19 protein-coding genes are annotated in these 20925 nt (G+C 69.6%); 13 read left to right on the top strand and 6 right to left on the bottom strand.

The genetic code is table 11. The features are described from left to right. The first annotated feature begins 31 nt into the window (after positions 1-31). Both L1O03_RS08870 and exaC read left to right on the top strand, forming a co-directional pair. Positions 32-466: a heat shock protein transcriptional repressor HspR gene (locus tag L1O03_RS08870; RefSeq protein ID WP_236119425.1), complete on the top strand. Its 435-nt coding sequence runs from the start codon at positions 32-34 to the stop codon at positions 464-466. A 74-nt stretch (positions 467-540) separates the two neighbouring features. Beyond that, positions 541-2061: an acetaldehyde dehydrogenase ExaC gene (gene exaC, locus L1O03_RS08865; protein ID WP_236119424.1), complete on the top strand. Its 1521-nt coding sequence runs from the start codon at positions 541-543 to the stop codon at positions 2059-2061. A gap of 27 nt (positions 2062-2088) precedes the next feature. Here the strand turns inward: exaC and L1O03_RS08860 are convergent, their stop codons facing one another. Both L1O03_RS08860 and L1O03_RS08855 read right to left on the bottom strand, forming a co-directional pair. Next, positions 2089-3264: an alpha/beta hydrolase gene (locus tag L1O03_RS08860; RefSeq protein ID WP_236119423.1), complete on the bottom strand. Its 1176-nt coding sequence runs from the start codon at positions 3262-3264 to the stop codon at positions 2089-2091. Further along, positions 3261-3551 (bottom strand): hypothetical protein, encoded by a 291-nt coding sequence (locus L1O03_RS08855; RefSeq protein WP_236119422.1) that lies wholly within the window; start codon positions 3549-3551, stop codon positions 3261-3263. Before L1O03_RS08855 ends, L1O03_RS08860 begins: the two co-directional genes overlap by 4 nt. Positions 3552-3643: 92 nt before the next feature. Between L1O03_RS08855 and L1O03_RS08850 the strand changes: the two genes are divergently transcribed. Beyond that, complete coding sequence (locus tag L1O03_RS08850; RefSeq protein WP_236119421.1) at positions 3644-4468, top strand: carbon-nitrogen hydrolase family protein; 825 nt, start codon at positions 3644-3646, stop codon at positions 4466-4468. Here the strand turns inward: L1O03_RS08850 and L1O03_RS08845 are convergent. Then, complete coding sequence (locus L1O03_RS08845; RefSeq protein ID WP_236119420.1) at positions 4449-5705, bottom strand: hypothetical protein; 1257 nt, start codon at positions 5703-5705, stop codon at positions 4449-4451. The two genes, L1O03_RS08850 and L1O03_RS08845, sit on opposite strands and share 20 nt — an antisense overlap. A 108-nt stretch (positions 5706-5813) precedes the next feature. On the opposite strand from L1O03_RS08845, the gene L1O03_RS08840 reads away from it, so the two are divergent. The 3 genes from L1O03_RS08840 to clpB all read left to right on the top strand — a co-directional run bounded on the left by L1O03_RS08840 (position 5814) and on the right by clpB (position 11876). Continuing rightward, positions 5814-7154 (top strand): sodium/glutamate symporter, encoded by a 1341-nt coding sequence (locus L1O03_RS08840; protein ID WP_236119419.1) that lies wholly within the window; start codon positions 5814-5816, stop codon positions 7152-7154. Between the two features lie 44 nt (positions 7155-7198). Continuing rightward, positions 7199-9145, top strand: a complete 1947-nt coding sequence (locus tag L1O03_RS08835) for a solute carrier family 23 protein (protein WP_420830325.1) — start codon at positions 7199-7201, stop codon at positions 9143-9145. Positions 9146-9305: 160 nt separating this feature from the next. Further along, positions 9306-11876, top strand: coding sequence for an ATP-dependent chaperone ClpB (gene clpB, locus L1O03_RS08830; protein ID WP_236119417.1), 2571 nt, complete (start codon positions 9306-9308; stop codon positions 11874-11876). Positions 11877-11951: 75 nt separating this feature from the next. On the opposite strand, the gene L1O03_RS08825 is transcribed toward clpB, so the two are convergent. Further along, on the bottom strand, positions 11952-12401 hold the full coding sequence (locus tag L1O03_RS08825) for a DoxX family protein (protein WP_236119416.1): 450 nt from the start codon (positions 12399-12401) through the stop codon (positions 11952-11954). A 182-nt stretch (positions 12402-12583) separates the two neighbouring features. Between L1O03_RS08825 and L1O03_RS08820 the strand changes: the two genes are divergently transcribed. From L1O03_RS08820 to L1O03_RS08790, 7 genes are all read left to right on the top strand, one after another. Next, the gene (locus L1O03_RS08820) at positions 12584-13432 is read left to right on the top strand and encodes a sulfurtransferase (protein WP_236119415.1); all 849 of its coding nucleotides are present in this window, start codon (positions 12584-12586) and stop codon (positions 13430-13432) included. Beyond that, complete coding sequence (locus L1O03_RS08815) at positions 13429-14688, top strand: hypothetical protein (RefSeq protein ID WP_236119414.1); 1260 nt, start codon at positions 13429-13431, stop codon at positions 14686-14688. The genes L1O03_RS08820 and L1O03_RS08815 overlap by 4 nt, the downstream gene beginning before the upstream one ends. Before the next feature lie 5 nt (positions 14689-14693). Continuing rightward, entirely contained in the window at positions 14694-15233 is a 540-nt protein-coding gene (gene pyrE, locus L1O03_RS08810; RefSeq protein WP_236119413.1) for an orotate phosphoribosyltransferase, read from the top strand. Continuing rightward, a complete protein-coding gene (locus L1O03_RS08805; RefSeq protein ID WP_420830324.1) occupies positions 15178-15894 on the top strand; it encodes a TrmH family RNA methyltransferase in 717 nt (238 codons plus the stop codon). The genes pyrE and L1O03_RS08805 overlap by 56 nt, the downstream gene beginning before the upstream one ends. An 81-nt stretch (positions 15895-15975) precedes the next feature. Next, a complete protein-coding gene (locus tag L1O03_RS08800) occupies positions 15976-17178 on the top strand; it encodes a glycoside hydrolase family 76 protein (RefSeq protein ID WP_236119411.1) in 1203 nt (400 codons plus the stop codon). 180 nt (positions 17179-17358) lie between these two features. Continuing rightward, positions 17359-18393, top strand: coding sequence for a class II fructose-bisphosphate aldolase (gene fbaA / locus L1O03_RS08795; RefSeq protein WP_236119410.1), 1035 nt, complete (start codon positions 17359-17361; stop codon positions 18391-18393). A 23-nt stretch (positions 18394-18416) separates the two neighbouring features. Further along, entirely contained in the window at positions 18417-19598 is a 1182-nt protein-coding gene (locus L1O03_RS08790) for an FUSC family protein (RefSeq protein ID WP_236119409.1), read from the top strand. Here L1O03_RS08790 and L1O03_RS08785 read toward each other — a convergent pair. Both L1O03_RS08785 and L1O03_RS11540 read right to left on the bottom strand, forming a co-directional pair. Continuing rightward, positions 19595-19966 (bottom strand): PRC-barrel domain-containing protein, encoded by a 372-nt coding sequence (locus L1O03_RS08785; protein ID WP_236119408.1) that lies wholly within the window; start codon positions 19964-19966, stop codon positions 19595-19597. The two genes, L1O03_RS08790 and L1O03_RS08785, sit on opposite strands and share 4 nt — an antisense overlap. A 33-nt stretch (positions 19967-19999) precedes the next feature. After that, the gene (locus tag L1O03_RS11540) at positions 20000-20923 is read right to left on the bottom strand and encodes a diacylglycerol kinase catalytic domain-containing protein (RefSeq protein ID WP_268914227.1); all 924 of its coding nucleotides are present in this window, start codon (positions 20921-20923) and stop codon (positions 20000-20002) included. Positions 20924-20925 lie beyond the last annotated feature (2 nt).

Genomic DNA, 20925 nt, shown 5'->3' with positions numbered 1-20925 from the left:
CACGCACCCCGAGAGGAGGTGAACACAGACCATGGCAAAGAAAACCCCACGCGCCACGCACACGGAGGACCTCGGCGAGGTCTTCGTCATCTCCGTTGCCGCCGAACTCGCCGGCATGCACGCCCAGACCCTGCGCACCTATGACCGGCTGGGGCTCGTCACCCCGCAGCGCACCTCCGGGGGCGGCCGCCGCTACTCCCGGCGGGACGTCGACATGCTCCGCAAGATCCAGCGGCTGAGCCAAGAGGACGGCGTCAACCTCGCCGGCATCAAGGCGATCATCGAGCTTGCAGAGAAAAACGACCGCCTCCGCAAGGAAAACGAGCGGCTCCGGGAAGACATCGCTGAGCTCAAATCCCAGCCGCACGCCCGACCCCGCGGGGAGATCGTGCACGTCCCGCGCTCGACGGCCATCGTCATGTGGGAGCCCGGTGGGCGTCGCCGCCACTCGGCGGAACGCCGCTGAAGCGAGGATCTCCATCCATCTGTATTGTGGGCCGCGTCACTCCCACAATGATTCGGATGGATGGAGGTCCTCCCATGACTCTGTACGCGAACCCCGGAACCGACGGCTCCCTCGTCACCTACGAGAAGCGCTATGACAACTACATCGGGGGCCAGTGGGTGCCGCCGGTCGAGGGGCGCTACATGGACAACGTCACCCCCGTGACCGGCGAGGTATTCTGCCAAGTCGCCCGCTCGACAGCCGCGGACGTCACCCTCGCCATCGACGCCGCTGAGAAAGCCGCCCCCGCCTGGGGTCGCCTCGCCGCCGCCGAGCGCGCCCTCATCCTCCACCGCATTGCGGACCGCATGGAGGAGCACCTGGAGGAGCTGGCCGTCGCCGAGACCTGGGAAAACGGCAAGGCGGTCCGTGAGACCCTCGCCGCCGACATCCCCCTCGCCATCGACCACTTCCGCTACTTCGCTGGCGCCGTCCGCACCCAGGAGGGGCGGATGTCGCAGATCGACCACAACACCGTCGCCTACCACTTCTATGAGCCGCTCGGCGTGGTCGGCCAGATTATTCCGTGGAACTTCCCCATCCTCATGGCGGCGTGGAAGATCGCGCCGGCCCTCGCCGCGGGGGACACCATCGTCCTCAAGCCGGCGGAGCAGACGCCCGCCTCGATCCTCTACCTCGTCAACCTCATCGGGGATCTCCTGCCCGACGGCGTGCTCAACATCGTTAACGGCCTCGGCGAGGAGGCCGGCGCCGCCCTCTCCAGCTCCGACCGCCTCGCGAAGATCGCCTTCACCGGCTCCACCGACGTCGGCAAGATCATCAACCGCGCGGCCTCCGATAAGATCATCCCCGTCACCCTGGAGCTGGGCGGCAAGTCGCCCTCGATCTTCTTCCCCGACGTCATGGAATTCGACGACGCCTACCGGGAGAAAGCCATCGAGGGCTTCACCATGTTCGCCCTCAACCAGGGCGAGGTCTGCACGTGCCCCTCCCGCGCCCTCGTCCACGAGTCCATTGCCGACGAGTTCCTCGAGCTCGGCATCGAGCGGGTCCGGCGCATTAAGATCGGCCACCCCCTGGACACCGAGACCATGATGGGCGCCCAGGCCTCCCAGGAGCAGATGGACAAGATCTCCTCCTACCTGCGCATCGGCCCGGAGGAGGGCGCCACGACGCTCACCGGCGGCCACGTCAACCACATCGACGGCCTGGAGAACGGCTTCTACATCGAGCCCACCGTGTTCAAGGGCACCAATGACATGCGGATCTTCCGGGAGGAGATCTTCGGGCCCGTTCTCTCCGTGGCGACCTTCTCCAGCTTCGAGGAGGCCATCGCCATTGCGAATGACACGAACTACGGCCTCGGCGCCGGCGTGTGGTCCCGCCACGGCAACACCGCCTACCGCGCGGCCCGGGAGATCCACGCCGGCCGCGTCTGGGTGAACCAGTACCATAACTACCCCGCTCACGCGGCCTTCGGCGGCTACAAGGAGTCGGGCATCGGCCGGGAGACCCACCTCATGATGCTCAGCCACTACCAAGAGGTGAAGAACATGCTCGTCTCCTACGACGAGAATCCCACCGGCCTCTTCTAGGCCCCCGCGGCCGCCCGGGGCCCCGCGCTAGCGGCTCCCCGCCGCGCCCGCCCCCGCCGTCCCCCGGATCACCTCCTTCACCCGGCGCTGGAAGTCGGGGTCCTCGAAGTAGGAGGAGTGGGCAGAACCCGAGGGCCACACCCGCGCCCCGAAGTCCGGGCCCACCGGGTTGGCCCCGTGGGCGCCGGTCACAGGGCCGGCGCTGAGCATGATGGGGTCGGCCTCCCCGGTGACGGCGTAGACCTCCGGGACGTGAAGGTCCTGGGCGTGGCGCGCCGGGACGCCGGGGCTTCCCACGAGGATGAGGGCGTCGGCCTCGAGCCGATCCCCCTCCTTCCCTCCGGCGGCGGCGCTCCCCGCGACGACAGACCCGTAGCTATAGCCCATGAGGACGCGACGCTGCTGCGGCCGACGCCGGGCGAGTTCCCGCTGGAAGGAGCGCAGTTCGGGGGCCGCGCGCTGTGCCGCCGCCCCGCCGAGCCCAGCCGGGATGCTGCTCGGGGCCTGGTAGCCGAGCCACAGGACGCTCGCGCTGCCCGCGCCGGGGTGGATGCCGCGGAGGCGCTCCACCTGCCGTGGCCAGTTCTCCGGGGCGGAGGATCCGACCCCGGCCACCAGAGTGGTGACCGAGTCGGCGGTGTCAATATCCCCCAGCGCGAGGACCAGCGTGTCGGGCCCGACCTCCAGGAGTGTGGCGTCCGGGTTCGTGGCGAGGAGTTCACGCACCTCCGGCGGGGCCTGGGCGAGGGCGCGCCGGTGGATCTCCTCGGCGCTGAGCTCGGTGGATTCCTCGAAAGGCCGGGCCACGGGCGCGGCCTCGGCGGTGCAGAGGGCGGCGAGCTGCGCGGCGCAGGCGGCGTCGAGGCTCTCGCTCATCGCGCGGAGGGTGAGGAGCATCGTCTGGCCGAGGGTCGTGTGGCCCCAGGCCAGCATGATGAATCGGCGGGCGCTTTCCAGCGGGGCCTCAAGCTCGGCGGCGAGGTGGAGGATGCGGACGGCGTCGGCGAGGGGGAGGAGCTCATTGTGCGTGAGCGCGAGAATGGTGGCGGCGTGCCGGAGGGCGGCGTCGGGGGCATCGCCCCGGGTGCCGGCTCCGTGGAGTGACTCGTCCCAGTGGCGGCGGATGGTGTCGAGTTGGCGGCCGACGTCGTCGATGGTGCTGCGGAGGGAGGCGCCGGCGGCGTGCAGGTCGGCGCTGCTCATGGCCGCTCCCCGGGGTGCTGCTGGTGGAGGGAGTGGGAGAGGTGATCGTCGATGCGGTGGACGTCGTCGAGGACAGAGAGGACCTGTGCGCGGTGCGAGCGAAGTGCCTGGTTGTGGGCCTCGAGCTGTGCGGCGCGCTGGGCGAGGAGCTGGCGCAGAGCCGCGCTGGTCTGGGTGAAGCGCCCGAGCGGCGGGCTCGTGTCGACGGCCTCGCGCAGCTGCGGGCCGAGGTCCGGGATGTGGGCGAGGAGCCCTCGTGAGGCGAGGGAGTACGTGATGGAAGTCATGGGCTGAGTACAGCGGAGGAGGGGGCGTCTGTCGAGAAGCGGACTCATCGTGCTGTGGATAACTCGAGTTCTCCACAGGTAGGGTGGCTCACATGAAAATTGCGGTGATTCAGATCCAAACGTGTGCTAAGGCGGCGGAGAACCTCGAGCGGGCGCTCGCGGCCATCGAGGAGGCCGCCTCCCACGGCGCCCAGGTGGTGGTGTTCCCGGAGGCGCTTAGCCAGTCCTTTGACTCGGGGCGGCTTGACACGCAGGCGGAGCCGCTCGACGGCCCCTTCGCCCAGTCGCTGCGAGAGGCGGCGGAGCGCGCGGGGGTGCTCGTGGTGGGCGGGATGTTCTGCCCGGCGGACACGGTGGGCAGCATCAACCGGGTGTACAACACCGCGCTGGTCACGGGCCGGGGCGTGCACACCGGCTACCGGAAGATCCACACCTATGACGCCTTCTCCTACCGGGAGTCGGACACCGTGAAGCCGGGGGAGGAGCTGCTCACCGTCGACGTCGACGGCATGCGCCTGGGGTTCGCGATCTGCTTCGACATTCGCTTCCCCGAGCAGTTCCGGGCGCTCGCGCGCGCCGGGGCGCAAATCATCTGCGTGCCGACGAGCTGGGCGGACGGCCCGGGGAAGCTCGAACAGTGGCGGCTGCTCACGGCGGCGCGGGCGCTGGATTCCACGAGTTTTGTCGTCGCCGCCGGGCAGGCGCGCCCGGGCGGGGAGGCGAAGGCTGGCGAGGATTCCGGCCCCACGGGGATCGGGCACTCCTGCGTTGTGGGGCCGACGGGTATCCGGCTCCACGAGGCCGGGTACGGGGAGGAGATCCTCTACGCGGAGATCGACGTGGCGGAGGTCGCCGCCGCGCGGGAGGCGATCCCGGTGCTCGACGGCCCGCGGGAGTTCACCACGCGGAATAGCTGATGTCGTGGAAGGGGGTGCCGCTGCGGTAGAGCGCGGTGGCGGCGGCATAGGTGGCGCGGGCGGGCCCGGCGAGGAGCACGTCTCGCCCGGCATAGTCCCCGTCCTCCCCGCCCTGGAGGGCGAGGGCGCCGAGGTTCTCCTCCCCCACGCAGGGAATATCCCCGGCGCAGCGGCGGAATCCACGGGGGAGCGAGGCGGGGCGCAGCCACCACGGGTCCTCGGGCTCGCGGCTGGCTAGCCGGTAGCGGAACCAGGGTAGGGCTCGGGCGAGGTTTTCCAGAATCACCTGGTCATAGAGCTCCCCGGGGTACTGTGCGACGTGAAGGAGGTCCACCCGGGGCGGGGCGGGGTGCTCGAGGAGCTCAAGCAGCATCGCGCGCAGCGGGGCGATGCCGGTGCCCTCGGCGAGGAGGAGAAGGTCGCGCGGGGCGGGGTGGGCGGCATCCGCGCCGGCGCCCGCGGCACCCGCGCCGGCACTCGCGACGCCCGCACCCGGGAGCTGGAGCGAGCCCTCGGCGGCCCCGAGCGTCCACAGGTCCCCGGGCCGCGCCTGGGCCAGGAGGTCCGCCGGCCTCGCCCGCCCGGGCGCGAAGACGTGGAACTCCACCTGCCCGCTGGGGGTGGCCGGCACGGCGGGGCAGAGGGGAATCCACACCCCGCCGAGGTAATCGGTGCTCACGGGGAGGGCCTGCCCGGGCAGGTAGGGGAGTGGCATCCCGGTGTCGAGGCGCAGCACGCTCACCCGCCGGCTGCGGTGCTCGACGTCCACAACGGTGGCCGCCCAGGCGGCGGGGATGCCGTCGAGGTCCGCGCGGGCGGCGGATTCCGCCATGACGGCGCAGGCCTCGCGGAGGATGTCGGCCCCGAGGGCGAGGCGTTCGGGCGGCAGGTGGGCGTCGACCCCCACGCGGGAGAGGGCGTGGGCGAGGGCCTGGCCGAAGTCCTCGTAGGCCTCAGGCGGAAAGCCGTGCCGACGGTGCCGGCGCCCGTGTTCGGCGAGGTAGGCGCGCACGTGCGGGGGGATGTGGGTGGAGGAGCGCTCGAGGACGTCGGCGAGGAGGGGCACCAGCCCCGCGTGGCCGCGCCCGGAGCGGGGGAAGAGCATCCGGGCCTGCGGTACTCGGGGGAAGAAGGCCTCATGGGCAGCGGCGCGGAAGGCCTCGGCGCGGGTGCGCAGGAGGCCGGCGACGTCGGCGAGGGGCGCGGGAGAATCCTCCTCCGGGTGCTGCGGGCTCATGACTGTCTACCCTAGTCAGCCCCGGTGGATACTAAGAATGACCTCAGGGAGGGGTAATATACGGCACATTGGTCGCACAGGGTGTGCTGAGGACTACTAGGAGGTGGCATGGACTATACGCCATATTCGCTGTTGATCGATGTGGGCTGGATTTCCCTTCTCATGGTGGTGGGCAATGTGCTGCGCCGGAGGATCCCGTTCTTCCAGACGCTGCTCATCCCCTCGCCGATTACGGCCGGGCTCTTGGGCCTGGTCCTGGGCCCGGAGGTCCTGGGGCTCATCGGCTTCTCGGACCACATTGGGACGTACACCTCGCTGCTCATCGCGGTGGTGTTCGCATCGATGGCGTATTCCATGAACCTCACCCCCTCGGTGCGCACGGGTGCGAAGACGATGTGGTCCTATTCGACGGGTATGTTCGTCGGCCAGTGGGGCGTGTTCATCCTGTTGGGCATTTTCGTGTTCAAGCCGATCTGGGGCGTGGAGGACTGGTTCGGCATGATGCTGCCGGTCGGGTTCGTCGGCGGCTTCGGAACGGCGGCGGCCGTGGGCTCCTCGGTGGAGGCCGCGGGGGCCGACGCCGCGAGCTCGCTCGGCTTCACCTCCGCGACGGTGGGCACGCTCGCCGCGGTCGTCGGCGGCATCATCTTCGCCAACTGGGGCATCCGCACCAAGCGCGCGGCAGCCATGCCGGAGAAGCTCCCCTGGGAGCTGCGCAGCGGATATATTGACGACGTCCAGCAGCGCCCGAGCATCGGCCGCGCCACGACGAACCCCTCGGCCCTCGAGCCGGTGGCGCTCCACGTGGGCGTCATCGCCTTCACGGTGATGGTGGCCTACCTGGTGAACAAGGGCATTTCGCACCTGTTCCCCACGGTGTCCATCCCGCTCTTCGCGATGTCCTTCGTGGTGGGCCTGCTGGGCAAGCTGGCGCTGCGGATCGTGGGGAAGCCCAAGTACCTGGACGCGGACACGATCAACTCGGTCTCGGGCGCGGCGACGGACTATCTCATCGCCTTCGGTATCGCCTCCATCGTCCCGGCCGCGGTGGCGAGCTACTGGGTGCCGCTGCTCATCCTCTTCATCGCGGGCACCGTGTACTGCGTGATCTTTTTCTTCCTCATCGCGCCGCGCTTCTTCGCCCCGCAGTGGCTGGAGCGCGCGATCTTCGGCTGGGGCTGGGCCACGGCCGCCGTCGCGACGGGCATCGCGCTGCTGAAGATCGTGGACCCGAAGATGAAGTCGGGCACGCTCAACGAGTACGGCGTGGCCTACGTGGCCTACGCCCCCTTCGAGATCGGGATGACGGTCATCGCGCCCATCGCGGTGACCACGCACGCGGTGCTGGGCTTGGGTATTGTCTCGACGGTCGTCGCGGCCCTCGTGCTGCTCGCCCCGGTGGTGTTCAAGTGGCTTCCCTCGAGGGATGGTTCGCGCCAGGCGAGTTAGCGCCCTACCCCGGGGTTGGGGCATCGTCCCAGGGTGAGGGGCGGATGTGGGACACTAGCGGGGTGACTACCACTCCTGCTGCCATCGATGTTCGGCACCCGGTGGACCGAGTGCCCGCCGCCCCGAAGCTCGCCGCCCTGGGCCTCCAGCACGTGCTCGCCTTCTACGCGGGCGCGGTCATTGTCCCGCTGCTCATCGCGTCCTCGCTGAAGCTGGATTCGGCGACGACGATCCACCTCATCAACGCCGACCTCCTCACCTGCGGGTTGGCGACGATCATCCAGTCCGTCGGCATCGGGCGCCACGTGGGGGTGCGGCTGCCCATCGTGCAGGGCGTGACGACGACCGCGGTGGCCCCCATCATCGCGGTGGGCTTGGGGGTGACGAACGGCGCCGGGGGCGTCAAGGCCCTCCCGACGATCTACGGGGCGGTCATCGTTTCGGGGCTTTTCACCTTCTTCGCCACCCCGGTGTTCACGAAGCTGCTGGAGTTCTTCCCTCCGGTGGTGACGGGCTCGGTGCTGCTGGTCATGGGGACCTCGCTGCTCGCGGTCTCGGCGAATGACGTGGTCAACTACGCGGAGGGGACGCCCGCGGTGCGGGACATCGCCTATGCGGCGTTCACGCTCGTCGTCATTGTGCTGGTGCAGCGTTTCTTCACGGGCTTCCTGGGGACGCTCGCGGTGCTCATCGGCCTGGTGGCGGGCACGGCGGTGGCGCTCGCCTTGGGGGACGCGAACCTCAGCGAGGTCGCCACGGCCGCCCCGATTGGCATCACCACCCCCTTCTACTTCGGCATCCCGCAGTTCAATGTCGCAGCGTGCGTCTCGCTCATCATCGTCATGGCGATCACCATGGTGGAGACCACGGGTGACGTCTTCGCTACCGGCGAGATCGTCAAGCGCCGGATCCGCAAGGATGATGTGGCCCGCGCGCTTCGCGCGGATGGGGTCTCGACGGTGCTCGGCGGCGTGATGAACTCCTTCCCGTACACCTGCTTCGCGCAGAACGTGGGCCTCGTGCGGATCACCGGGGTGAAGTCCCGCTGGGTGGCGGCGGCCGCGGCGGGCTTCATGATTGTGCTGGGCTTGCTGCCGAAGGCGGGGGCCGTCGTCGCCTCTATCCCGGCGCCGGTGCTGGGCGCGGCCTCGCTCATGCTGTTCGCGAACGTGGCGTGGGTGGGCCTCCAGACGATCGCGAAGGCGGACATGACGGATAACCGGAACGCCGTCATCGTGACGACGGCGCTGAGCCTCGCGATGCTCGTCACCTTCAAGCCGGAGATCGCGGAGGTGCTGCCCTCTTGGGCGCGCATCTTCGTCTCCTCGGGCATGTCGACGGGCGCGATCACCGCGATCATCCTCAACCTCCTCTTCCACCACATCGGCCGCCGCGGTGGCGAGCAGGCGGTGGCCGCGAATCGAGGCCGGGCGGTGACGATCGACGCCATCAACCGCATGGACCGGGAGACCTTCACGAAGACGCTGCGCAGCCTCTTCAACGAGCACACCTGGCCGCTCGAGCGCGCCTGGGAGATGCGCCCCTTCGAGGACGTCAGCGAGCTGCGCGAGGCCGTGCAGGTGGCCGTGCTCACCGCCGGCCACGAGGAGCGCGAGCAGCTCATCCACGACTACCCCGACATGGCCACCCTCATCCTCGCGGACGAAAACTCCGACCCCGCCCTCGGTCACGCGCGCGGCTCCCTCGGCATCGGGGAGCTCGACGACGTCCAGCGCGAGCGCCTCCTCGGCATCAGCTCCGCCTACCGCGAGCGCTTCGGCATGCCCTTCGTCGCCTACCTCGCCACGGACGACACCGCCGACCGCGTCATCGAGGAGGGCGTGCGCCGCCTCGCAAACTCCGATGAGCAGGAGCATCGCGTGGCCCTCACGGAGATCGTCAGCATCGCGAATGATCGCTTCGACCTCCTCCTCGCCGACGCCGACCCGGTGCGCACCGCCTGGGCGCAGAAGTTCAGCGAGTTCGACTAGCGGGCGCGGGGCGTGGGCGCGGGCGCGCGAGCCGGCCGCCCACCCCACCCCAACCTTGAGCCCCCTCGACTCAAAAAAGTTGGCCTTGAGTGGAACACACTCAACTTCCGGCGCGTTATAGAGAGTGATTGACAAAAAAGACCCCAGAAAGGACCACGTCATGAGCTCTTTTAACCCCACCACGAAGACCCAGGAAGCCCTCCAGGCGGCCCTCCAGGCGGCGAGCGCAGCGGGGAACCCGGACATCCGCCCGGCCCATCTGCTCGTCGCTATTCTTGATCAGCCGGATGGTGTGGCCGCGCCGGTGCTCAAGGCCACCGGGACGGAGCCCTCGACCATCCTCGCGGAGGCCCGGAAGCTCGTCGAGTCCTACCCCTCCGCCGAGGACTCGAACATGGCGAACCCCCAGTTCAACCGCGACGCCCTCAATGCGCTGACGGCCGCCCAGGAGCTCGCCGGGGAGCTCGGCGATGAATACGTGTCCACCGAGGTGCTGCTCGCCGGGATCGCCCGCGGCTCCTCGGACGCCGCGGAGATGCTCGGCCGCTACGGCGCGAGCTACGAGGCCATCACCGGGGCGTTCCCCTCGGTGCGCGGCAACCAGAAGGTGACCACCCAGGACCCGGAGGGCCAGTTCCAGGCGCTGGAGAAGTACTCGACGGACCTCACCCAGCGAGCGCGCAACGGGGACATTGACCCGGTGATCGGCAGAGACACGGAGATCCGCCGGGTGGTGCAGGTGCTGAGCCGGCGGACGAAGAACAACCCGGTTCTCATCGGTGAGCCGGGCGTCGGGAAGACCGCCATCGTCGAGGGCCTGGCGCGCCGGATCGTGGCCGGTGACGTGCCGGAGTCGCTGCGGGGGAAGACGCTCATCTCGCTGGACCTCGGCTCGATGGTCGCGGGCGCGAAGTACCGCGGTGAGTTCGAGGAACGGCTCAAGGCTGTGCTCGACGAGATCAAGAACGCCAACGGGCAGATCATCACCTTCATCGATGAGCTGCACACCATCGTCGGCGCCGGCGCGACCGGGGACTCGGCGATGGACGCGGGCAACATGATCAAGCCGCTGCTCGCGCGCGGTGAGCTGCGGCTCGTGGGCGCGACCACCCTCGACGAGTACCGCAAGTACATCGAGAAGGATGCGGCGCTGGAGCGTCGATTCCAGCAGGTGTACGTCGGCGAGCCGAGCGTGGAAGATGCCGTCGGCATCCTTCGTGGGCTCAAGGAGCGCTACGAGGTGCACCACGGTGTGCGGATCCAGGACTCGGCGCTCGTTGCGGCGGCCACGCTCTCGGACCGCTACATCACCAGCCGATTCCTGCCGGACAAGGCGATTGACCTCGTCGACGAGGCCGCGAGCCGCCTGCGCATGGAGATTGACTCCTCCCCGCAGGAGATCGACGAGCTCGAGCGCATCGTGCGGCGCCTCGAGATCGAGGAGGTCGCCCTGGAGAAGGAGACCGACGCCGCCTCGAAGGAGCGGCTGGAGAAGCTCCGCGGGGAGCTCGCCGATGAGCGGGAGAAGCTCGCCGAGCTGAAGGCCCGCTGGTCCAATGAGAAGGAGGCCATCGACCGCGTCCGCGAGGCCAAGGAGCAGTTGGAGAAGCTTCGCCAGGAGTCCGAGATCGCGGAGCGCGACGGTGACTATGGCAAGGTCGCCGAGCTGCGCTACGGCCGCATCCCCGAGCTGGAGAAGGAGGTCGCCGCCGCAGAGAGCGAGGTCCAGGCGGGCCAGAACAACGCGATGCTCTCCGAGGAGGTCACCCCGGACACCATCGCGGAGGTCGTCTCCGCGTGGACCGGCATCCCCGCCGGCAAGATGCTCCAGGGTGAGACGGAGAAGCTCCTCCACATGGAGGAGGAGCTCGCCCACCGGGTGGTCGGGCAGGAGGACGCGGTGAAGGCTGTCTCTGACGCGGTGCGCCGCGCCCGCGCCGGGGTGGCCGACCCGAACCGGCCCACCGGCTCCTTCCTCTTCCTCGGCCCGACGGGCGTGGGCAAGACGGAGCTGGCCAAGGCCCTCGCCGAGTTCCTCTTCGACGATGAGCGCGCCATGGTCCGCATCGACATGTCCGAGTACTCGGAGAAGCACTCCGTGGCGCGGCTCGTCGGCGCGCCCCCCGGATACGTCGGCTACGACGCCGGCGGCCAGCTCACCGAGGCGGTGCGGCGTCGCCCCTACACCGTCGTCCTCTTCGACGAGGTGGAGAAGGCCCACCCGGACATCTTCGACGTCCTCCTCCAGGTTCTCGACGACGGCCGCCTCACCGACGGCCAGGGCCGCACGGTGGACTTCCGCAACACGCTGCTCATCCTCACCTCGAACCTCGGTGCGGGTGGCACGAAGGAGCAGATCATGGAGGCGGTGAAGAAGGCCTTCAAGCCGGAGTTCATCAACCGTCTCGATGACGTCGTCACCTTCGACGCCCTCAGCCACGAGCAGCTCACGCACATCGTGGACATCCAAGTGGGTCAGCTGGCCCGGCGCCTCGCCGCCCGCCGCCTTACGCTCAGCGTCTCCGACGCGGCCCGTTCCTGGCTGGGCGAGCGCGGCTACGACCCGGCCTATGGTGCCCGTCCGCTGCGCCGCCTCATCCAGCAGGCGATCGGCGACACGCTGGCCCGCGAGCTGCTCGCCGGCGCCGTGTCCGACGGGGATACGGTCCTCGTGGACGTCGCCGAGGGTGGTGAGCGCCTCGACGTGAAGGCCCAGCACCCGGCCGACTAAGCGCTCAGGCAGAGCACAAGGGCCGGCAGCATCGCGCTGCCGGCCCTTTCTCCTGCGATTCGGAAGGGGGTGAGCTTAGGCCGCGGTGGGCGTCGCCGCCCCCGTCGCCCCCGCCGCCCCCGCCGTCCCCGGGGCGCGCTGGCGACGGGCGAGGAGAGCATCGACGCTCCACTGGCCGGCACCGGCCGCCGCGAGGAGCAGGCCGCCGCAGCCGAGGGCGATGACGAGCTCGGGGCCGCCCTTGGCCACGAAGATCGTGCCGGCGCTCACGTGCGCGATGAGCCAGGCGCCCAGCATGTTGAGAGCCACGAGGATCCCCACCACGGAGGTGAACGCCCCGGCGATGAGGAGGATCCCGCCGAAGAATTCGATGATCGCGGCAATCCAGGCGCTCAGACCCGGCAGCGGGGCGCCCATCTGGCCGAAGCTCTCGGTGGTGCCGGCCATCCCCCACTCGAAGAACTTCTGGCACCCGTGCGCGGTGAGGACCACGCCGAGGCCCACGCGGGCGAGGAGAAGCAGCACATTCTGGACAACGGGGGGAAGACGAAGTATAGGAACATCCTGAGAAAGTGGGGAAACGGGAACGGGGGAGAGTGTGCCACAGGTTTATATGACGTGTCAACAAAGGAGGAGGGAGGGCGCCCTTCCCCAGCGTGTTCCGGCTGTCCTGGCGGAGAGTCGCCCTGGCCTTTATGCTCGTGCGCATGGGTAATCTCGTGTCAGCCACGGACTTAGCGGACGCCGTCTACCACGGACGTGGGGGGACGCTCATCGGGTGCTACTGGCGTCCGAAGGAGCACGAGGGGCGGCAGAAATTCACCTCTGAGCACATTCCTACCGCCCACTACTGTGACCCTCAGACTGCGCTTGCCGGCGTCCCCGGACCCGCCGACGGCCGCAACCCCCTCCCCGACCCGGACATTCTCTCCCGCTGGTGGGAGCGCTGGGGCGTGCGCATTGACCGCCCCGTCACCGTCTACGACGAGGGCCGCGGCCTCTACGCCGCCCGCGCGTGGTGGGTGCTGCGCTGGGCCGGGCTGCGCGACGTGAAGATCCTCGACGGCGGCCTGGCCACCTGGCTGAACAAGGACTATCGGGTGCTCGGCGGCCCGGGCAACCTTGCCCACGCCTGCACCGTCCGGGTGAACCCGGGCCAGATGCCCGTCGCCACCTTGGAGGAGGTGGTCGACGCCGGCCCGGACGTCATCCTCATCGACACCCGCGAACCCAGCCGCTACGCGGGGGAGCGGGAGGTCCTCGACCTCAAGGCCGGCCACATCCCGGGCGCGATCAACCTCCCTAACCGCGACCTCCTCAACGAGGACTGCACCTTCCGCAGCCCCGAGGAGATCCGCGAGCGCCTCGCCCGCGAGGGCATCACCCCCGACACCCCGAGCGAGAACATGATCATCTACTCCGGCTCGGGCAACCACTCCGCACAGGTCATCGCCGCGATGGAGGAAGCCGGCTTCCAGCTGCCGCGCCACTTCGTCGGCGGCTGGTCCCAATGGTGCGCAACCCCGGCCCTGCCGGTAGAACGCGGACGCCAATGAGCACACTGATTTTCCCCCTCGCCGGGGTCGCGGCCCTCATCGGGATCCTCCTCTTTGTTCTCGACGCTCGCCGCCGCCGGACCCCCGGCCCGGCGCAGAGCCCCGCCCCCGAAGCCGAGCCGGACATGGACGAGCTCTTCGGCCGCGAGGAACCAGAGCAGGAGTGGGCCGACGCCCACCCCGCCGCGACAGATCCCGCCCCCGCCTCCGCCGCCGAGCGGGAGCCCGAGGAGCCGTCGGAGGACTGGGCGGCGCCGGCGGCACCGGCTGAGGAGCAGGCCGCGCCCGCCGCTGAGCCCACCCCGGCTCCCGCGCCGGCCGAGTCCCCCTCGCCGGGCACCGGCGCCTTCGGCCTGCCCGTGACGCAGCGCCGCGAGCGCCGCACCTGGGCGGAGGCCCACGGCTGGGACTTCGCCCGCCAGGACCCCTACCTCGACGATGAGTGGACGCGCGGCGCCGCGGCGAGCGGTGCGGCGCCGAAGGACGTGGTCCGGGGCATGATCGGCGGCTATGAGATGTACCTCGCCAGCCTGGGCGGCACGCCGGTCATGGCGCTGCGCCGGGGTGAGGCCTCGGAGGTCGTCGTCGACATGCGACGCCCCGGGATGGTGGCTCAGAGCTCGGAGGACCTCCTGCCGGCGGGGAACGTGGCGGGATTTGATGTCCTCGCCACGGATGTGGGGCCGGCGGAGCGGATGGTGGATCCGCGGGTGCGCCGGGCCCTCCACGCGCTGCCCCCGACGGTCACCGCCGTGTGGCTGGAGTCCGATTGGGCGATCGCCGAGCTTGAGCGCGGCAGCCACCAGGACACCTGGGAGGCGGTGGCCGGGCCGCTGGGGCTCATCGCGGACGCCTCGCGGATGCTGCCGCCGCGCGGGCCGGCCGGCACCCCGCCGGTCTACCCGCCGGAGCACCCCTCCCGGCTCATGCCCCCGCCGCCCACCCCGGAGGAGGAGTTCAACCCGGCGGAGCCGGACATCACCGCAACGCCGCTGGTCATCCGCCCGGAGGAGCCGGCGGACATGCCGAGCCGCTCCCAGCCGGAGAGCCGCGGGGTGGTCGAGCCGCGCCCCCTCGGCGGGGATGAGGTGGAGGCCATCGCGGGGGAGGGCTCGCCGCGCCCGGCGCCGAACCCCGATGCCGCGCGCATCCTCCGGGACTTAAGCAGCGGCTCGACGATCTTCGATGACTTGGCCGAGGAGCTCGGCACGGATCCCCTCTCCGATCGGGCCCGCGAGGAGGACGACTACTCTTAGGAATCATGGATACCAAGAAGCGCGCAGAGCTAGCTGAACTGGTCAAAGAGCTTGCCGTGGTGCACGGGCGGGTGACGCTCTCCTCGGGGAAGGAAGCGGACTACTACGTCGATCTTCGCCGCGCCACCCTTCACCACCGGGCCTCCCGCCTCATCGGCTCCCTCCTCCGGGAGCTCACGGCGGACTGGGACTTCGACCACGTCGGCGGCCTGACCCTCGGGGCGGATCCCGTCGCCACATCGATCATGCACGCCGAGGGGCGCGACATCGACGCCTTCGTCGTCCGCAAGGAGCAGAAGAAGCACGGCATGCAGCGCCGCATCGAGGGGCCCGACGTCGAGGGGAAGCGCGTCCTCGTCGTGGAGGACACGACGACCACCGGCAACTCCCCGCTCACCGCGGTGGAGGCGCTCCGCGAGGCGGGGGCTATCGTCGTCGGCGTGGCCACGGTGGTGGACCGCAACACCGGCGCGGCAGAGGCCATCGCGGATGCTGGGCTCGAGTACCGCTACCTCCTGGGCCTGGAGGACCTCGACCTTGCGTGACCCCCACCAGCCCGGCCCCACCGAGTGGGGCGAGGGGCGGCACGGGGTGGGCCCCTGGGAGGAGGAGCACCCCGGGGTGCCGCGCCCGGAGGATCCCCGGCTGGACCCGGAGCTCCTCGCGGAGGGGGACCGGCGCAACGTCGTGGACGCCTATCGCTATTGGTCCCGCCCGGCGATCATCGAGGACATTGATACGCGGCGCCACCCGCTACACATCGCGATCGAGAACTTCGAGAATGACGCGAACATCGGGACCGTGGTGCGCACGGCCAACGCCTTCGCGGTGGACACCGTGCACATCGTGGGCCGGCGGCGGTGGAACCGGCGGGGCGCCATGGTGACCGACCGCTATCAACACCTCCGCCACCACCTGGACACGGCCGCACTCTTCGACTGGGCGGCGGGGGAGGGGCTGGACGTCGTCGCCATCGACAACACCCCGGGATCCGTGCCCCTGGAGACCACCGAACTCCCGCGGCGCTGCCTCCTCCTTTTCGGGCAGGAGGGCCCGGGGGTCACCCCTGAGGCGCAGGGCAGGGCTGCCATGACCTGCTCGATTGCGCAGTTTGGCTCGACGCGCTCCATCAATGCGGGGGTAGCGGCGGGCATTGCCATGCATAGTTGGGTGAGACAACACGCCGATCTCCGGCAGGCGTGGTGAGGCTCGGCCCGGGTTGCGCGTGAGCCTCGCGCCGCGCGTGCTACTCTCAGCGTGAACGACTAGGTGAGGGACGAAACTACCGTGCAAGAAAAGTGGGCACACCGCGCGGATCTCGCGGAGAATGCTTTGAATGATCGCCACGGCTCGAAGCTGTGGGGCCTGCCCAATACGAACATCGCCGTGGTGGCCTGGCCGCCCACCACGAAGGAAAAGCTGCACGTCCACTGGCACTACTGGTGGCAGGCCCATTATCTTGACTGCCTTGTCGACGCCGCCCTCCGCCGCGAAACCCAGCAGCGGCGCCGCCGCATCCGCCGCACCCTCCGCGGCATTCAGATGCGCAACCTCGGCAAGCTGAGCAAGAACCGCTACTACGATGACAAGGCGTGGCTCGCGCTGGCGATGGCCCGCGCCGGGGAGATCCGCGGGATCAAGGCGCCGAAGCAGCTCGCCCAGCTGGAGTTCGACATCATCTCGGGCATCGATAGCCTCACGGGGGTCCTGCCGTGGCGGCGCGGGGAGACCTTCTACAACACCCCAACCAACGGCCCCTCGGCGATCATGATGGCGCGCACGGGGCGCCTGGATAAGGCGATCGAGCTCACCGATTGGATCTATGACCACCTCGTCAACGAGGACGGCCTCATCATGGACGGCCTGCGGATGCGGATGCACGGCCCGGAGATCGTCGAGGCCATCCACCCCTACTGCCAGGGCGTGACCCTGGGGGCCTGCCTGGAAATCGCCCTCCACCTGCGGGCGCGGGCGGGCTTCGCGGAGGCGGATGAGATCCGCGACGTCGCGGACGCCGAGAAGATGGAGGAGGCGATGGTCTACATCTCGCGGATCCGCTCCCTCATCGAGGCGGTGAACATCCACCTCGCCACCCCGCAGGGCGTGCTCAACACCCCCACCGGCGACGGCGACGGCGGCCTCTTCAAGGGGATCCTCGCCCGCTACCTGGCGGACATCGCGGTGCGCCTGCCCTCGGACAACCCGACGAACCGGGCGGTGAAGAAGATCGCCGCCCGCCTCGTGCTTGCCTCCGCGGAGAGCGCGTGGAACCACCGCCTGGAGGTGGATGGGCTGCCCATCTTCGCGACGAACTGGACGGAGGATGCCCGCCTGCCCCACAACTATGGGCTCGGGCGCTCGAGTCTGCCGGAGTCCCTGGGCGTCATCCGGGTGGCGGAGCGGGACCTCTCGGTCCAGCTCTCCGGGTGGATGCTCTTGGAGGCGGCGGCCCGCGTGGCCGACTATGTGGATTCCAACAAGGACACGTAGCGAATCTCACACAGGCAAAAATTATCGGAAATAACCGGAAATCCGCAGGTCAGCGGGAGAGGGCCGGTCGCCGCGGCGGCCTCGGCCCTCTTTTTCGTCCCTAGCCAGGGGAAATATGCACTATGGGGGAGCATAATAAGGGGGACAAGTTCATCGTCCTGTGTCAGAGAGGACCAACCCATGCCGATTGCAACCCCCGAAGTCTATGGCGAGATGCTCGATCGCGCGAAGAAGGAAGGCTTCGCCTACCCCGCGATCAACTGCACCTCCTCGGAGACCATCAACGCCGCTCTCCGTGGCTTCGCTGAGGCAGAATCCGACGGCATCATCCAGTTCTCCACCGGCGGCGCCGAGTTCGGCTCCGGCCTCTCCGTGAAGAACAAGGTTGCCGGCGCCTGCGCCCTCGCCGCCTTCGCTCACGAGGCTGCCAAGCACTACGGGATCAACGTGGCTCTGCACACCGACCACTGCCAGAAGCACGTCCTCGACGAGTACGTGCGCCCGCTCATCGCCATCTCCCAGGAGCGCGTCGACCGCGGCGAGCTCCCCCTCTTCCAGTCCCACATGTGGGACGGCTCCGCCATCCCGATCGACGAGAACCTGGAGATCGCCCAGGAGCTGCTCGCCAAGGCGAAGGCCGCGAACATCATCCTCGAGGTGGAGATCGGCGTCGTCGGTGGCGAGGAGGACGGTGTCCAGGCGAAGGCCGGCGCCAACCTCTACACCAGCCCGGAGGACTTCGCGAAGACCATCGACGCCCTCGGCACCGGGGAGAAGGGCCGCTACCTGCTGGCCGCCACCTTCGGCAACGTCCACGGCGTGTACAAGCCCGGCAACGTGAAGCTGCGCCCCGAGGTCCTCAAGCAGGGCCAGGATGTTGCCCGCGAGAAGCTCGGCCTGGGCGCGGAGGAGAAGTTCTTCGACTTCGTCTTCCACGGCGGCTCCGGCTCCGAGAAGGAGAAGATTGAGGAGGCGCTGGGCTATGGCGTCGTGAAGATGAACGTCGACACGGACACCCAGTACGCCTTCACCCGCCCGATCGTCAGCCACATGTTCAGCAACTACGACGGCGTGCTGAAGATCGACGGGGAGGTCGGCAACAAGAAGTTCTACGATCCCCGCTCCTACCTTAAGGCCGCTGAGCAGGGCATGGCGGATCGTATCGTCGAGGCCTGCCAGGATCTCCACTCCGTGGGAACCACCCTGTCCAAGTAGACAGAGGCATTAGGCTGGTCCCTATGGATGACCAGCACCGCCGGCGTCGCGTCGGCACTATTGAGCGCATCCGCGCCCTCGATTCCTCGCTGAAATCCAGGGCTCTGCGGGTGCGCTCCCGTCTGTGGGCGATCGTGCAGGCGACGATCGCCGCCGGGGGCAGCTACTGGGTAGCCACCCACCTCTTCGGCCACGAGCAGGCCTTCTTCGCGCCGATCGCCTCGATCATCATTCTCGGCCTGGCCGGCGGGGCGGGGCGCCTGCGCCGGGCGGTGGAGATGTCCATCGGGTGCTCGGCGGGCGTGGCCATTGGTGACGTCATCATCGCCCAGATTGGGCCCGGATCCTGGCAGATCACCGTCGCCGTGGGGGCCTCGCTGCTGGCGGCGTCGTTCATCTCGAAATCACCGCTGGTCACCAACCAAATCGCCATCGGTTCGATCCTCATCTCAACGATCATGCCGCCCGGCACCGCGGCCGGCTACGAGCGCCCCGTGGACGCGATTATCGGCGGGGTGGTGGCCATCCTCGTCTTCGCGATCATCCCCGCCTCCCCCTTGAGCAACGGCCGCCAGGAGGTGACGACGATCCTCAGCATCGCCTCCTCCGTCCTCCACGACGTCGCGGTGGCCCTCCCGAAGTCCGACTACCAGGCCCTGGATAGCGCCCTCAAGGCCGTGCGCGGCACCCAAGGCAACATCAACGCCCTCCTCGACGCCGCGAAGACCGCCCGCGAGAACACGACGCTCTCCCCGCTGCTCTGGGGATCCCGGCGCCGGGTGCGCAGCCTCGAGCGGATGCTCGGGCCCGTGGACAACATGATCCGCAACTCCCGGGTCCTCGCGCGCCGGGGGCTCGTCCTCTGCGAGGACGGGGACCAGGTCTCGAAGGAACAGATCGCGCTCATCGAGGAGCTCTCGGATATTGCGCAGACCCTCGCGGACCTCTACGAAAAGCACTCTGACCTCTCGGAGGCCCAGGAGATCCCCGAGATCGTGCGCCGGCTGCGTCGCCTCGGCGCCCGGGCGGGCGAGGGCGTGGCGGACCGGCGGGTGCTCTCGGCGGTGGCGCTCCTCGCGCAGACGCGCAGCATCATCGTGGACATGCTGCAGGTGTGCGGGATGCGCCGCGAATCGGCGGTGGCGGTGCTCGCCCCGACGAGCCGCACTCCCGCCTATCCCCCGGAGGTGTGGGACGAGGACTAGTCCTGGTCCGCCTCGGTGTCGACGTACTCGGTGGGGGCTTCCTCCGCGGCGTGGGCGCTGCCGGAGTTCAGGCCGTAGTGCTCGAAGAGCGCGTCATGGTCGCAGGGGGTGAGGTGGGCGTCGTCATCGGGGGTGGGCGCCTTGGCGATGACATCCTTCGCGAAGGACAGGTGCAGGGAGTCCCCCTCCAGGCGGTGGCCCTTGAGCGGCACAATCGCGGACTTCAGGCCCAGCATTCCGCGGCCCACCTCGACGAAGTCGGGCTGCCCCGATGCGTCGTTGATGAAGACCTCCTTGACGGAGCCGAGCTTCTCGCCCGCTGAGTCGTAGGCGGTGGCGTGGGCGAGGTCGTTGATGTCCCGTGGCATAGTTGTCCTTCCTTGTGCAGCACGTATCGGTGTTTAAGCATAGCGGGGGCGCACCGCTTGGAGGTCCCGGAGGTGCCGATAGAACGTCGCCCTCTCGAGCGGCCGCGGCGCGGAGATCCCATCAATCGTCACACGAATCCCGACGCCCCCGGTCTGCACCGCCCGCCCGCGGAGGACGGCCTCCGGGTTGGGCTCGACGAGCGCATCCGGCTGGGTCGCGCCGCGAGTGAGCCACCGGGTGCCGGGGGAGGACCAGCGCCGGTAGAGCACCTCGGGGGCCACCTCGCGGCGGCCGGCCCGCCCGTGCAGCGGGGTGATGAGCGGCGCGGCGGCAATCCCCGGCGCGTCGAGCAGCGGGACCAGCCTCGCCCCGTAGTGCCCGAAGAGCGGCGGGGTGCCCTCGGGGGCCTCGTGGAAGAGAAGGGTGGCGTCGTCGACGATGATCTCGCCGGTGTACTCGCGTTCGGAGAACTCGCTGAGGGTGGCGGAGCCGGCCACCGCGACGCCCTTGTCGGAGCGGATGAGCGGCACGGGGCGCACGGCCTCCTCGTGCGCGAGGGCGAGGGCCTCCGCGGGCTCGGTGGGCAGCCCCCAGGTGGTGGCGACGACGCTGCGGCCCAGCGGCACGAAGCCGATCTCGGCCCAGAGGTGGTCGGCGCGCATGAGCCGGGTGAGGACGAGGCTCAGCGCGGCGTCGGCGCCCACGACGATGACCCGCAGCGGCTCCTCCGGCTGCTGGGGCGCCGGCCCGGGCGCGCCGAGGTGCGGGACGTCGGGGCGGGCCGCGATCTCCTGGAGGGAGGGGGTGGGGTCCACGGGCAGGATGCGCCGGGCCTCCTCGTCGAGGAAGCGCAGGTCACTGCGGGTGGGCTCGGCGGGGAGGGGGTGGGCGTCGGGGGCGTGCTCGGCGCAGAGGCGCTGGGCTTCGGGCCCGCACGCGAGGATGAGGAGGGCCATGA

The sequence above is a fragment of the Corynebacterium uropygiale genome (assembly GCF_021568315.1).
GTDB lineage: Bacteria > Actinomycetota > Actinomycetes > Mycobacteriales > Mycobacteriaceae > Corynebacterium > Corynebacterium uropygiale.
Note: the sequence above shows the minus strand (reverse complement) of the source record. Positions and strands in the feature narration are given on the sequence as shown.

What these genes read in the sequence shown, in the direction of transcription:
- L1O03_RS08870 (WP_236119425.1), top strand. Translation starts at nt 32, where the DNA reads ATGGCAAAGAAAACCCCACGCGCCACGCACACGGAGGACCTCGGCGAG.
- exaC (WP_236119424.1), top strand. Translation starts at nt 541, where the DNA reads ATGACTCTGTACGCGAACCCCGGAACCGACGGCTCCCTCGTCACCTAC.
- L1O03_RS08860 (WP_236119423.1), bottom strand. Translation starts at nt 3,264, where the DNA reads ATGAGCAGCGCCGACCTGCACGCCGCCGGCGCCTCCCTCCGCAGCACC.
- L1O03_RS08855 (WP_236119422.1), bottom strand. Translation starts at nt 3,551, where the DNA reads ATGACTTCCATCACGTACTCCCTCGCCTCACGAGGGCTCCTCGCCCAC.
- L1O03_RS08850 (WP_236119421.1), top strand. Translation starts at nt 3,644, where the DNA reads ATGAAAATTGCGGTGATTCAGATCCAAACGTGTGCTAAGGCGGCGGAG.
- L1O03_RS08845 (WP_236119420.1), bottom strand. Translation starts at nt 5,705, where the DNA reads ATGAGCCCGCAGCACCCGGAGGAGGATTCTCCCGCGCCCCTCGCCGAC.
- L1O03_RS08840 (WP_236119419.1), top strand. Translation starts at nt 5,814, where the DNA reads ATGGACTATACGCCATATTCGCTGTTGATCGATGTGGGCTGGATTTCC.
- L1O03_RS08835 (WP_420830325.1), top strand. Translation starts at nt 7,199, where the DNA reads ATGTGGGACACTAGCGGGGTGACTACCACTCCTGCTGCCATCGATGTT.
- clpB (WP_236119417.1), top strand. Translation starts at nt 9,306, where the DNA reads ATGAGCTCTTTTAACCCCACCACGAAGACCCAGGAAGCCCTCCAGGCG.
- L1O03_RS08820 (WP_236119415.1), top strand. Translation starts at nt 12,584, where the DNA reads ATGGGTAATCTCGTGTCAGCCACGGACTTAGCGGACGCCGTCTACCAC.
- L1O03_RS08815 (WP_236119414.1), top strand. Translation starts at nt 13,429, where the DNA reads ATGAGCACACTGATTTTCCCCCTCGCCGGGGTCGCGGCCCTCATCGGG.
- pyrE (WP_236119413.1), top strand. Translation starts at nt 14,694, where the DNA reads ATGGATACCAAGAAGCGCGCAGAGCTAGCTGAACTGGTCAAAGAGCTT.
- L1O03_RS08805 (WP_420830324.1), top strand. Translation starts at nt 15,178, where the DNA reads ATGCTGGGCTCGAGTACCGCTACCTCCTGGGCCTGGAGGACCTCGACC.
- fbaA (WP_236119410.1), top strand. Translation starts at nt 17,359, where the DNA reads ATGCCGATTGCAACCCCCGAAGTCTATGGCGAGATGCTCGATCGCGCG.
- L1O03_RS08790 (WP_236119409.1), top strand. Translation starts at nt 18,417, where the DNA reads ATGGATGACCAGCACCGCCGGCGTCGCGTCGGCACTATTGAGCGCATC.
- L1O03_RS08785 (WP_236119408.1), bottom strand. Translation starts at nt 19,966, where the DNA reads ATGCCACGGGACATCAACGACCTCGCCCACGCCACCGCCTACGACTCA.
- L1O03_RS11540 (WP_268914227.1), bottom strand. Translation starts at nt 20,923, where the DNA reads ATGGCCCTCCTCATCCTCGCGTGCGGGCCCGAAGCCCAGCGCCTCTGC.